The sequence below is a fragment of the Neomicrococcus aestuarii genome, from assembly GCF_014201135.1.
GTDB lineage: Bacteria > Actinomycetota > Actinomycetes > Actinomycetales > Micrococcaceae > Neomicrococcus > Neomicrococcus aestuarii.
In genome coordinates, this window is record NZ_JACHDR010000001.1 from 764,058 (window position 1) to 776,316 (window position 12,259).

At 59.4% G+C, this 12,259-nt stretch carries 11 protein-coding genes; 1 reads left to right on the plus strand and 10 read right to left on the minus strand.

Going from position 1 to position 12,259, the window contains the following annotated elements:
• The first annotated feature begins 95 nt into the window (after positions 1–95).
• Complete coding sequence (locus HD598_RS03375) at positions 96–1,256, plus strand: PrsW family intramembrane metalloprotease (protein WP_071893535.1); 1,161 nt, start codon at positions 96–98, stop codon at positions 1,254–1,256.
• A gap of 28 nt (positions 1,257–1,284) precedes the next feature.
• Here the strand turns inward: HD598_RS03375 and HD598_RS03380 are convergent, their stop codons facing one another.
• From HD598_RS03380 to alaS, 10 genes are all read right to left on the minus strand, one after another.
• A complete protein-coding gene (locus HD598_RS03380) occupies positions 1,285–2,310 on the minus strand; it encodes an NADP-dependent oxidoreductase (protein WP_183663816.1) in 1,026 nt (341 codons plus the stop codon).
• A gap of 115 nt (positions 2,311–2,425) precedes the next feature.
• On the minus strand, positions 2,426–2,836 hold the full coding sequence (gene nusB, locus HD598_RS03385) for a transcription antitermination factor NusB (RefSeq protein WP_071893533.1): 411 nt from the start codon (positions 2,834–2,836) through the stop codon (positions 2,426–2,428).
• Positions 2,833–3,396: an elongation factor P gene (gene efp, locus HD598_RS03390; RefSeq protein ID WP_071893532.1), complete on the minus strand. Its 564-nt coding sequence runs from the start codon at positions 3,394–3,396 to the stop codon at positions 2,833–2,835. Before efp ends, nusB begins: the two co-directional genes overlap by 4 nt.
• Positions 3,397–3,565: 169 nt before the next feature.
• Positions 3,566–4,657, minus strand: coding sequence for a 3-dehydroquinate synthase (gene aroB / locus HD598_RS03395; RefSeq protein ID WP_183663818.1), 1,092 nt, complete (start codon positions 4,655–4,657; stop codon positions 3,566–3,568).
• Positions 4,654–5,211: a shikimate kinase gene (locus tag HD598_RS03400; protein WP_183663820.1), complete on the minus strand. Its 558-nt coding sequence runs from the start codon at positions 5,209–5,211 to the stop codon at positions 4,654–4,656. The genes aroB and HD598_RS03400 overlap by 4 nt, the downstream gene beginning before the upstream one ends.
• Positions 5,208–6,431 carry a chorismate synthase gene (aroC, locus tag HD598_RS03405; RefSeq protein ID WP_183663822.1) on the minus strand — a complete coding sequence of 408 codons (1,224 nt, stop codon included), beginning with the start codon at positions 6,429–6,431 and terminating at the stop codon, positions 5,208–5,210. The genes HD598_RS03400 and aroC overlap by 4 nt, the downstream gene beginning before the upstream one ends.
• Before the next feature lie 26 nt (positions 6,432–6,457).
• Complete coding sequence (locus HD598_RS13705; RefSeq protein ID WP_183663824.1) at positions 6,458–7,342, minus strand: shikimate dehydrogenase family protein; 885 nt, start codon at positions 7,340–7,342, stop codon at positions 6,458–6,460.
• Positions 7,333–8,751 carry an endolytic transglycosylase MltG gene (gene mltG, locus HD598_RS03415; protein ID WP_183663826.1) on the minus strand — a complete coding sequence of 473 codons (1,419 nt, stop codon included), beginning with the start codon at positions 8,749–8,751 and terminating at the stop codon, positions 7,333–7,335. Before mltG ends, HD598_RS13705 begins: the two co-directional genes overlap by 10 nt.
• Positions 8,748–9,380, minus strand: coding sequence for a RuvX/YqgF family protein (locus HD598_RS03420; RefSeq protein WP_183663828.1), 633 nt, complete (start codon positions 9,378–9,380; stop codon positions 8,748–8,750). The genes mltG and HD598_RS03420 overlap by 4 nt, the downstream gene beginning before the upstream one ends.
• An 18-nt stretch (positions 9,381–9,398) precedes the next feature.
• Positions 9,399–12,077: an alanine--tRNA ligase gene (alaS, locus tag HD598_RS03425; RefSeq protein ID WP_183663830.1), complete on the minus strand. Its 2,679-nt coding sequence runs from the start codon at positions 12,075–12,077 to the stop codon at positions 9,399–9,401.
• Positions 12,078–12,259 lie beyond the last annotated feature (182 nt).

Here is a 12,259-nt window from a genome sequence, read left to right on the forward strand (position 1 = left end):
TTCCCCGCCTCACAGGACGGACTTTAAAGGTTGTCTGACGTGCTCTAAACTACCACGACTCTCACCACCGCTTCGAGGACACTACGCTAGATCTCATGAGCGTTCCCTCACAATCCTTCTACCCGCAACCGGGCCGCAACTCGGGCTCTGTGGGCTCCAGTGTCGCTGTGGCGATCGCACTCGTAGCGCTCTTCATGATTCTTGGTGGCGTGGCCTTCTTCCTCTGGTCCTCTTTCGGGACCGGCGGACTCACTTTCACCACCCTCTTGGCGCTCATCCCCCTCGGTATTTGCCTCTGGGGATTGCGGTGGGTGGACCGCTGGGATCCCGAGCCACGGGTCTTCGTGACCATCGCACTGTTGTGGGGTGCCGGAGCTTCCGTTGCGCTTGCCTTGTTGTTCGGTGACTTCTTCTCCGCAGCGTTTGGGGCGTTTTCCCCCTTCAACGATCCCGAACTCTTCGGAGCCCTGATCCAGGCACCGGTGATTGAGGAGATCAGCAAGGGCCTGGGTGTCTTGTTGATTTTCCACTTGGCACGGAGCCACTTCGATGGCCCCATCGACGGCATCGTGTACGGCGGTTTAGTGGGCGCGGGATTCGCCTTTACCGAGAACATTCTGTACTTCATGAGCTCCTTCGCCGATCACGAAACAAGCCTCGTCCAAATCTTTGTCCTCCGCGGCCTCTTCTCACCGTTCGCTCACGTGCTCTTTACGGCGTGGATTGGGTTCATGCTGGGGCTGTCTCTGGAACACGGGAAGCGCCGCGCGTGGCTCTTGTACTTCTTGGCAGGCCTCATTCCAGCGATGGTCGCCCATTTCTTCTGGAACGGCGGGCTGGGCCTGTTCTTCGACGATTTCTTTAGCTTCTACTTCCTCTTCCAGATGCCCCTGTTCATCGTGACGGTCCTTGCCGTCTGGTACTTGCGCAGGCTGGAGCGCAAGCTCTTGGCGCAGCGTTTGGGTGATTACGCGACTGCGGGCTGGTTATCTGCTGAAGAAGTGCAGATGTTTACGACGCCGCAGGGTCGCCGCAGTGCCCGGGCTTGGGCGGCAGGTGGTGGCGCGGCCGGATTGATGCGGGACTTTACCGCTACCGCAACGCGATTGGGTGCCACTCGCCACCGCATCGTGCGCGGTCACGCGCTCCGTAACGATGCCGCCGAAGAGCAAAGACTTCTACAGCTTCTGGTGCGCCAACGTCAACAGCTCTTTGCGCAGGTCCAGGCGAACCGCAGCTTTGGCGCTGGACGCTAGCCAAGCGTCGTCGTACTCCAGAGAAATCTTATGACTCGGTGGGCTGGTCAACAGCGAAACCGGGCCCCAATAGAACTTCCTTGCCAAGAGCGCCGCTAGTACCCAATGATTCGATTGCGGAAACAGCCTCTTCGAAGGGGTGAGTGGCTCCAACAATTGGTCGAACGACGCCCGAATCCACTAGCTTAGCCAGCTGAGCCAACTGCTCTCCAGACGATTTCATGAGCAGAAACTTGTATGTGACGCCCAAGTTTCGAGCCAGTCGTCGGGTCTTAAAGCTCATTGCGGCGACGGCCAAACGGACTACCGGGTTCAGGCCCGCCTCGCGCGCAAAGGTTGGCGTAGGTGGGCCAGAAATTCCCACCACGATTCCGCCTCGACGAACGACTTTGAGGGATTTCTCCAGATTCGCGCCGCCGAGTGAATCGAGGACGAAGTCATAGCTCTCCAGTTCACTTTCAAAGTCCTGAGTACGGTAGTCGATCGCGATGTCTGCGCCGAGACTACGGACGAACTCGATATTCTTTGCCGAAACCGTGGTTGCTACCTGGGCACCCAAATGCTTAGCGATTTGAATCGCAATGGAGCCCACGCCGCCTGCACCGGCATGAATGAGAACTTTCTGGCCGGCCTGCACAGTGCCGAGATCCACGAGGGCTTGCCACGCAGTAAGCGCCACGAGCGGCAAGGACGCTGCTTCCACCGTGCTGATGGATCGCGGCGTTAGCGCAACATCGTCCTCGTGAACGGAAATCTTCTCAGCGAAGGTGCCAATGCGAAAGTCTCGCGGTCGCGCATATACCTGGTCGCCGCTCTTGAACCGCGTGACAGCCACTCCGGTTGCAAGGATGGTACCTGCTAGATCATGGCCAAGAGTCACAGGCATCTTGTACGGAAGTATCACTTTGAACTCGCCGGCTTGTAGTCGCGCGTCGATGTGGTTAATGCTTGCAGCCTCCACCCGGATCAGAACGTCATGGTCACCGACAGACGGTTCCGGAACATCCTTTTCAATAACGGGCTGCTTATAGTTCTCAAAAAGAATGGCGCGCATGCCGCCAAGTCTTCCACGAAATTCATAGCGAAGGTTAAGCATTGAATGCGAGATCCCACACGCAAAACGTGCAGAACCCCGCATTCACAAAGTGCAACGAGTCCTAAGAACTCCTCTAGGCCAACAAGGTTGGCTTGAGCTCAAGCAAGCGGCCCAACAAACCAGAGATGAACTCCGGGGAATCATCCGTGGAAAGTTCGCTGGCGATGTCTCCTGCTTCCTTGACGGCGACCTTGTCGGGAACGTCGTCGTTGAACAGCAGCTCCCACGTGGCTACACGCAAGATGGAACGATCAACTGCCGGCATACGCTCCAGGGACCAACCCTTGGAATAAGTTTCCAAGTACTCGTCAATGCGAGCAATCTTGGAATCAACTCCACGAAGAATGCTCTCCGTGTAGGCCGAAATCTGCTGATCCGTTACCCGGCGGCGCAATTCCATGGCGTCGATGATGGGAACATCGCGTGCTTCAGCCTCGAACAATACCTCCACAGCGCGGAGTCGCGCTTTGGTGCGAGCATTCACTCCGTGACTCGACCGAGGTAGTCGCCCGTGCGGGTGTCAACCTTGACCTTGGTGCCCTGCTCAACGAACAAAGGAACCTGGATCTCGTAGCCGGTCTCCAACGTGGCAGGCTTCGTGCCAGCGGAAGAGCGGTCACCCTGAAGGCCTGGCTCGGAGTAGGTAATCTCGAGAACTACCGATGGTGGAAGTTCGATGTACAGCGGGGAACCGTCGTGCATGGCGATAACGGCCTGCTGGTTCTCCAGCATGAAGTTTGCGGCGTCGCCAACAACGGTGGCTGGAACGGTGATCTGATCGTAATCAGCGGTATCCATGAACACGTAGTCAGCACCATCCTGGTAGAGGTACTGGTAGTCACGGCGGTCAACGGTTGCGGTCTCTACCTTGGCGCCAGCGTTGTAGGTACGATCAACGACCTTGCCGGAAAGAACATTGCGCATCTTGGTACGGACAAAAGCGCCGCCCTTGCCTGGCTTGACGTGCTGGAATTCGGTGATGGTCCACAGCTGGCCATCAATCTTCAGCACTGTTCCGTTTTTAATGTCGTTACTCGTTGCCACGAGGCACCTTTCCGTTGGAAGTCACAGCTTGCTCCGCCTCGATGCCTAGCCGTGAGAAACGACTCGAAATATGGAAGTTGCGGGCTAACGCTGACTCTTGTGTCAAAAAACCAAACGCAATTCTACAGGACGCCGGAAATTCTCGCCGACGCCCTGTAGATCCGAATCCTTAAGAAGCGATCTCTTGGTAGGTCGCGAAGAGAATCGCGGTGTCCGGCACTTCTTGAATGGCCGGCTTGGCCAGGCCGTCAAGAACCACGAAACGCAAGAGATCACCGCGGGACTTCTTGTCCCGACGCATGCCATCAAGCAACGCCGACCAGCGGTCATTGCGGTAGCTGGTGGGCAGTCCCATGAGCTCAAGAATGTTTTTGTGACGTTCAGCAAGTTGGTCATCGATGCGGCCCATAGTGCGCGAAAGCTCGGCGGCAAAGACCATACCGATGGACACTGCTGCGCCGTGGCGCCACTGGTAACGCTCGGCGAGCTCGATGGCGTGGCCGAGGGTGTGGCCGTAGTTCAAGAACTCGCGGCGACCGCTTTCCTTGAGATCCGCGGAGACAACTTCGGCCTTGACCTGGATGGAGCGCTCCACGATTTCACGCAAGCGGTCCGATTCGGCGTTGGTGGCGTCCTTGACGTCTTCTTCAATGAGTTCCAGAATGCGCGGATCCGCAATGAAACCGCACTTGACGGATTCGGCCATGCCCGTGACGAGCTCGTTGGCGGGAAGCGTCTGAAGTGCGTCAAGATCTGCGATCACGGCTGCCGGCGGGTGGAACGCGCCCACAAGGTTCTTGCCTTCAGCGGTGTTGATGCCGGTCTTGCCGCCCACGGCAGCGTCCACCATGCCCAGAAGGCTGGTAGGAATGTGGATGACCTTGACGCCGCGCAGCCACGTTGCTGCAACGAATCCGCCGAGGTCCGTCACTGCGCCGCCGCCGACGGTGACGATGGCGTCAGAGCGCGTGAAGTCATTCTGGCCCAAAACCTGCCAGCAGAATCCTGCGACCTGAAGGTGCTTGCCCTCTTCGGCATCCGGGATTTCGGCAGTGAAGGACTCGAAGCCCTGAGCTGCCAGATCTTCGCGGACGGCTTCGCCCGTGGTGCGCAGAGCGCGCGGGTGAATGACGAGGACACGACGGACGCGTTCACCAAGGTACGGTGCCACGTGCCCCAGAAGGCCGTGCCCCACCAAGACGTCATAGTTCTCAGCCGGCTGGGAGCCGGTGACTTTGATGGTGGTTACCGCGTTAGTCATGAATCATCCTCGTTCGTTGAAAGTAGCTCGTCAGTGGTGTGTGATGCCTCAAGGCCCAGCCGGTGCGCAATGTCCCGAGCGAGCACGCGGGGCGGCTTGGTGCGCGCGTCGATGGTCACGGTGGCCATCTCGCGGTAAAGGTGCTCGCGTTCGGTGAAGATGGACACCCAGCGCTTCACCGGATCTTCACCTGCCAAGAGCGGCCGTGCGCCTTGTCCCGAAATACGCGGAGTGACCGCGGCTTCGTCGATCTCGAGATAGACGGCAGGACCAGACTCGGCGATCACGCGGCGATTCTCTGGGCTCAGGATGGAGCCGCCCCCGGTGGCAATCACTGAGGACGACGACGCCACTTCCTTGAGCGTCTCCGTTTCGAGACGCCGGAACTCGGCTTCCCCGTGGCTGGCAAAAATTTCGGCGATAGATCCGTGGCGTTGCACCACAATCTTGTCCGTGTCGATGAACTCGCGGCCCAAGTGCTTCGCGAGGGCCTTACCGATCGAGGTCTTTCCGCTTGCCATGGGTCCAATCAAGAAGATGGGTCCCTGTGTCACGACTCGCTAGCGTCCTCGTCAGCTACTCCAAAAGATGCAAGGTTCTCAGGGATGGAGGCGCGGTAGGAATCAATGTTGCGCTTGACCTCGGCCAGGCTGTCGCCACCGAACTTTTCGAGCAACGCTTGAGCCAGGACCAGAGCCACCATGGCTTCAGCTACCACGCCAGCAGCTGGGACCGCACAGACATCGGAACGCTGGTGGTGAGCCGTGGTGGCCTCGCCGGTTGCGATGTCTACGGTCTTGAGCGCGCGTGGCACGGTGGCGATTGGCTTCATGGCCGCGCGGACGCGAAGCGTCTCACCGATGCTCATGCCGCCCTCGATACCGCCAGCGCGGCCGGAGGTGCGGTGGATGGTTCCGTCTTCAGCCCGCTGGAGCTCATCGTGAGCCGCGGATCCGCGGCGAGCGGCCGTCAAGAAGCCATCACCAACTTCAACACCCTTGATGGCTTGGATGCCCATCAGTGCAGCTGCGAGGCGCGCGTCGAGGCGACGGTCCCAGTGCACATAGGAGCCAACTCCTGGAGGCATGCCGTAGGCGAGAACTTCTACGACGCCGCCGAGGGTTTCGCCCTCCTTGTGGGCGGCGTCGACTTCGGTCACCATGGCGGCCGAGGTTTCCTGGCGGAAGCAACGCAGCGGATCCGCGTCAAGGGCTTCTACATCAGACGGAAGCGGCAACGGAGCGTCAACCGGCGCTGCTACGGTACCCACCGCCGTCGTATGGGAAACCAGCTCAACGCCAACGGCGCGCAAGAAATTCGCGGCAACGGTGCCAAGAGCTACCCGCTCCGCCGTTTCGCGAGCGGAAGCGCGCTCCAAAACCGGGCGAGCGTCGTCAAAACCGTACTTCTGCATGCCGGTGAAATCGGCGTGGCCCGGACGAGGACGAGTCAACGGGGCATTACGTGCCATGTTGGCGAGCTCGGCAGCATCCACAGGATCCGCGGACATCACCTTCTGCCACTTAGGCCACTCAGTGTTGCCCACCTGGATGGCAACCGGTCCGCCCTGCGTGAGGCCGTGACGAACGCCACCGAGAAAGGTGACCTCATCCTGCTCAAACTTCATGCGCGCGCCGCGACCGTAGCCGAGGCGTCGGCGGGCCAGGGCCGCTTTGACGTCATCCGTAATCAAGGGGACACCCGCAGGCATCCCCTCAATGATTCCAACCAGTGCGGGACCGTGCGATTCACCCGCAGTTAACCAACGAAGCATGCCTAACATCTTGCCATGTTCGCGGCCTAGTTCTGGGGACGCGTTAAGCCGACTGCGTCACACATCATATTGATGACGTGATCCCAATCCGCTTCCGTGACGCCCGTGAACAGCTTGACCTGCTCCACCGCTTGGTACAACAGCATGGTCAAACCAGAGGCCGCCACTCCCCCGTGCTCAGTCCAGGCGGAAGCAAGCCGGCTGGGCCACGGGTCGTACGTAACATCCATGAGCGGCGTGCCGGGACGGAGGTTCTCCAGCCCAAGTTTGTCGACGAAGGAATCAGCCGATCCAGGAGGAAGTGTGCTGATCGCGGCATCGTACTCGGGGATGCTGAAGGCGGCAGCGTCGTTGAGGATGGCGTTGGCAGTGAGGCCAAAAGACTGCGCAAGCGCGATGGAAGCGGCGGCACGTTCAAGATTGCGCACCACAAAATCAATGTGCTCGGCACCGGATTCAGCGACGGCCATGATGGCGGCGGAGGCCGTGTTGCCGGCACCGAAGATGGCGACGTTCTTGAGCACTGTGGCGCCCATAGCGGCGATGGATTTGATGAGCCCGTCCACATCAGTGTTCTCACCGCTGAGCTTGACGGGTTCACCATCAGTGCGGTGCACCACCACGGTGTTCATGGCGCCGAGAATTCGCACCCGTTCGCTGGTGTTATCGAGAAACGGGATGAGCGCTTGCTTCATGGGCATGGTGCAGGAAAGCCCTAGCCAACCTGGCTCGTTGCGCAGCATGGTGTTGAGAGCCGCTGCGTCCGTTTCCACGGCCTCCCGGCGCGTGTACTCGATATCCAGCCCCAGCGCTTGATAAGCGGCGCCGTGAAGGAGCGGGGACTTCGAATGGCTGATCGGTGACCCGATGACCGCCGCGCGAAGTCCCTCGCTGTGTGCCCCTACTTGCACTTATCTGCGTTCGCTGCGCAGTAGTCCCGGAACTCCTGCTGGTAGCCCTGGTGTTCGGCATACGTCTTGGAGAACTTGGTTTCACCAGTTTCGATGTTCACGGTCACCCAGTAGTAGTAGTCGTTCTCTTCCGGATCAGCCGCTGCATCGATAGCCGAGTTGCCGGGGCTACCGATAGGCGTTGGCGGCAATCCCTTGTGAATGTAGGTGTTGTACTGGTTAGACGCGTCCTGCTTTTGCTCTTCCGTGAACTGGAGGCTGCGCGTTCCCAAGCCGTAGGTCACGGTGGAGTCCAGCTGCAAGAGACCGTTGGTTTCAGTGTTGTTCGGATCCAAACGGTTTTCGATGGCACCAGCAACAACCGGGTAGTCCTTAGCAGTGGCTTCACCCTGCAGGATGGAAGCAACCTTGAGGATGCGGTACTGCTCGGCTGGGTCGGTAATTCCTACTCGCTTGAGCTCATCCAAGGTCTTCGTGACCATTTCCTGGATGATGTCCTTGATTGGGGTATCCAATGGGAAGCGGTATTCGCCTGGGTGCAGGTAGCCCTCAAGGGACTTCACGGTGGCCGGCAATCCAAACTGAGTGCCCTTGGTATCGAAGGCAGAGATTTCCTTGACGGCCACACCGGTGGCTTCGGAAATCTTGGCGTAGACCTCATTCTTGCGCGAGTTTTCGCTGATCGCGATGTAGCTTACGGCTGGGCCTTCAGCGGTGAGAACACTCACCACGTCAGAGGCCTTCATTTGCTTCTTCAGCTCGTAGGACCCGGGGTGGATCTCGCTCGTGCCGGAGGTGTTGGATTCCAGCGCTTCCAAGAATGCGGTATCTGAGGCAACAATGTCATCTGCCAAGAGCTGGCGGCTGATCTGAATGGCTCCCCATCCTTGCTCAACCTCGAACGTGGTGGCGTCGCCGCCCGGTCCGGCGTAATCGGCCGGTTCAGTGCCTGCGACGAGGTTTTGCACCAAGATGATGACGGCAACCAGAGCGGCCGCGAACACTGCAAGGGCAATGCCCATGATCTTGTTGCGGCGCTGGCGTCGCTGTTGCCGAATGTTCGTGGTGGGGTTTGTTCCGGTGGGAACTGGGACCACGGTCGGCGGAAGCTTGTCAAAGAGGACGTGACCGTCTGGCTCATCGCGCTCTGGGTACTGGCGGTCATCAACATAGTGCTGAAGCTCGTCCTGGTGGGACGCATTCTGCTCTGGATGCTGAACCACGGAATGAAGTTCGGTGCGTGGTTCACGCTCTGAATCGTGAGCATCATTGATCTGCTCAGGCGCATCGTTGTGAGCCTCGTCGGTTGACGAGGCCTCGGCGGCTTCGCGCTCTAGGCGCAGCCGCTCGGCTTCACGGCGTTCGCGCCGACTCAAAAACTGACTTGCGTCAGCGTTCGGATCATTCATAGTGAAGGGTCCTTCGCCTCAGGTGCCTCAGGCAATCCAGGTGCGCTCTCGGGAAAAGGAACGAAATCTCCCGGGATGCGTTGCTGAGCGGATTCCATTTCCAACGCTTGTTGAAGGATGTTCACGGCTGCAGCTTGATCAATAATTGCACGATGCTTGCGGGAATCGATGCCGTTCTCACGCAGTGTCTTGTGTGCGGACACGGTGGAGAGTCGTTCATCGATCATGAAAACAGGGATTACGACGTCGCTTGCTGGCGTAGGTGAGCCCGCTTGCGGATCGTGGGGGGCGGCGAGGTCACTTGAGGGGGAATTCAAGAGATTGTTGAGAATATCTGCGTATTCCCACGCCATTTCCGTGGATGCCGTGTCATTGCCTTTGAGAGATCGAGGCAAGCCCACATACACGCGGCACACGTATCGTGCTTTCAGCTCGCGAGCGAGCAGCCGCACATCTTGATTGCTGGACGCGTTGCGCTTCAGCGTCTTCCAGGGGGAGGCCAAGAGCCCGTCAGGGTCGCTAAAAGCCACCCCAACGCGCGCTTGGCCTACGTCGACGCCCGCGCGTGGTGCGCGGACGTTCGCTCGGAGGATGTGGACCTCCGGGAGCCCCATGGAAGATTCAGTCATACTTGAGAATTTTCCGGCTTAGCGATCTCGAACAGCAACGAAGATGGCCTCAAGTGCGGCGTCAACCTTGCTTGCGTCTTGGCCACCACCCTGCGCCATGTCGTCCTTGCCGCCTCCGCCGCCACCGAGGACGCCAGCTGCCGTGCGCACCAGAGCGCCAGCCTTGACGCCCGCTTCGCGCGCGGCTTCGTTAGTGACCACCAGAACTACCGGACGGTCCTTAGAAACACCGGTCAAAGCAACGGTGGACGCCTCGGTACCTAAACGATCACGCAGGTTGAGCGCGAGCGTACGCAGATCATCCGCGGAGGCAATCTCACCGGCGTGGTGCGTCACGATCTTCACGCCGTGCGCTTCCTTCGCCGAGGCAACCAGTGCGCCAGCTTGGGCGACCAACTGTGCTGCGCGAAGACGCTCGAGTTCCTTCTCCGCCGTACGAAGCTTCTGGACGGTCTGGCCGATGCGGTCAGAAATCTCAGAGGCCGGGGCGCGGAACATCTCGGAAAGCTCGCTCACCAAGGCACGCTCAGCAGCTCCGTGACGGAACGCTTCCATACCCACGAGTGCTTCTACACGACGGTTTCCTGATCCCACGGACTGCTCGCCCAGGAGGGTCAGCGAACCGATCTGGGAGGTGGCTCCAACGTGCGTACCACCGCAAAGTTCGCGGCTCCACGCACCGTTGATTTCCACGACGCGCACGGTCTGGCCGTACTTCTCACCGAAGAGGCTGGTAGCGCCCATAGCCTTGGCCTCATCGAGGCTCATGACCGTGGTGGTCACCGGGAAGTTGTTGCGGATCGCCAAGTTGGCGACTTCTTCAATCTCAGACTTTGCGGCAGCAGAAATCTGGTCCTGCCACGTGAAGTCAAAGCGCAAGTAGCCGGACTTGTTGAAGGAACCGGACTGCAAAGCGTCAGGGCCAAGGACATCGTGCAAAGCAGCGTGGATGATGTGCGTACCGGAGTGCGCCTGCTCGCCAGCCATACGGCGGATACGGTCAACCTCAGACTGCACGGTAGCGGCCGAAGGAAGTTCGCCTTCGCGAACAATGGCCTTGTGCACGCTCAAACCCTTGATGGGTGACTGCACGTCCAGAACTTCCACCACAAAGCCGTCGCCCTTGATGATTCCCACGTCGGCTGCCTGTCCACCGGACTCGGCGTAGAACGGGGTCTCATTCAAGACCAGCTCAATTTCTTCACCCTGGGTAGCGAAGTCAACCAGCTCACCGTTGCGCACAATGCCGCGCACCGTGGATTCGGTAGCGAGCTCGGTGTAACCGGTAAAGACGGTATCGCCCTTGGAGTGCAGACCGTTGAAGACCGTGAGGTCGGCGTGGCCGGCCTTCTTGGACTTTGCGTCCTTCTGGGCGCGCTCACGCTGTTCCTTCATCAGTCCGCGGAAACCTTCTTCGTCCACAGCCAGTCCGGCCTCGGAAGCGATTTCCAGGGTCAGATCAATCGGGAACCCGTAGGTGTCGTGCAACGCGAAAGCATCTTCGCCGGACAGCTTGGTGCCAGCTGACTTGGAGGACACGATTGCCTCTTCCAAACGCGTGGTACCGGAAGCGATGGTGCGCAAGAACGCGCGCTCTTCGGCGTAAGCGATGCGGGAAATGCGCTCGAAGTCCGTCTCAACCTGCGGGTACACACCCTTCATGGCGTCACGGGACACTGGCAACAGCTCCGGCATGACCATGTCCTGAACGCCCATCAAACGCATCGCGCGGATGGCGCGGCGCATGAGGCGGCGCAGTACGTAGCCACGGCCTTCGTTCGACGGCACGACGCCATCGGTGATGAGCATGAGGGACGAGCGAACGTGGTCGGCCACAACGCGCATACGGACATCATCGGCGTGGTGCGGGTCGGCAGGATCCTCGGTGGAGGTGTAGGCCTTGCCAGCGAGTTCAGCAGCCTTGTCCAGCACGGGACGAACCTGGTCAGTCTCGTACATGTTCTCAACACCCTGCAGGATCAGCGCAAGACGCTCGAGTCCCAAACCGGTGTCGATGTTCTTCTTCGGCAGTTCGCCCAAGATCTCGAAGTCGTTCTTTCCGGTGCCCTCGCCACGCTGGTACTGCATGAACACGAGGTTCCAGATCTCAATGAAGCGCGTGTCATCCACGGCTGGGCCGCCGTCTTGACCGTAGGCGGGGCCGCGGTCGTAGTAAATCTCCGAGCACGGGCCAGCTGGTCCGGGCTGTCCGGTGGACCAGTAGTTGTCCTCCATGCCCATGCGCTGAATGCGCTCAACGGGAAGCCCGGCAATTTCTTGCCACAAAGCGGCAGCTTCGTCGTCGTCCAGGTAAACGGTGACCCACAAGCGGTCCTTATCCAATCCGTAGCCACCCTCGTTGACCGGCGTGGTCAGCAGGGTCCAGGCGAACGTAATGGCTTCGCGCTTGAAGTAATCGCCGAAGGAGAAGTTGCCGGCCATCTGGAAGAAGGTGCCGTGACGGACCGTCTTGCCCACTTCGTCAATATCACCAGTACGGATGCACTTCTGTACGGAGACAGCGCGCGGGAACGGCGGCTCTTCGCGAGCGGTCAAGTAAGGGATGAACGGGACCATGCCCGCAATGGTGAATAGGACCGAAGGATCGGAAGATACCAAGGACGCGCTTGGGACGTGACGGTGTCCGTTAGCGACAAAGAAGTCGATCCAACGCTGTGCAATCTCTTGCGATTTCATGTGTAGTCGTGATCCTTCGGGGTCAACACCCAGTTGATGAACATTCGCTTCACGCGCGCGTGTGCGCACGAGTAGCTATCCCACCTTACCGCCTAAAAGAACGGCAAGACTTTGGAAAATAGCAAAATGGAGCCCGCAGCGCATGCTACGGACTCCATTTTTACGTGTGTCACGAGTTGTGA

Bases quoted from the DNA above. Each gene is read 5' to 3' on its own strand.
- mltG (WP_183663826.1), bottom strand. From the start codon at position 8,751: ATGAATGATCCGAACGCTGACGCAAGTCAGTTTTTGAGTCGGCGCGAA.
- aroC (WP_183663822.1), bottom strand. From the start codon at position 6,431: ATGCTTCGTTGGTTAACTGCGGGTGAATCGCACGGTCCCGCACTGGTT.
- HD598_RS03375 (WP_071893535.1), top strand. From the start codon at position 96: ATGAGCGTTCCCTCACAATCCTTCTACCCGCAACCGGGCCGCAACTCG.
- alaS (WP_183663830.1), bottom strand. From the start codon at position 12,077: ATGAAATCGCAAGAGATTGCACAGCGTTGGATCGACTTCTTTGTCGCT.
- HD598_RS03380 (WP_183663816.1), bottom strand. From the start codon at position 2,310: ATGCGCGCCATTCTTTTTGAGAACTATAAGCAGCCCGTTATTGAAAAG.
- aroB (WP_183663818.1), bottom strand. From the start codon at position 4,657: ATGACTAACGCGGTAACCACCATCAAAGTCACCGGCTCCCAGCCGGCT.
- HD598_RS03420 (WP_183663828.1), bottom strand. From the start codon at position 9,380: ATGACTGAATCTTCCATGGGGCTCCCGGAGGTCCACATCCTCCGAGCG.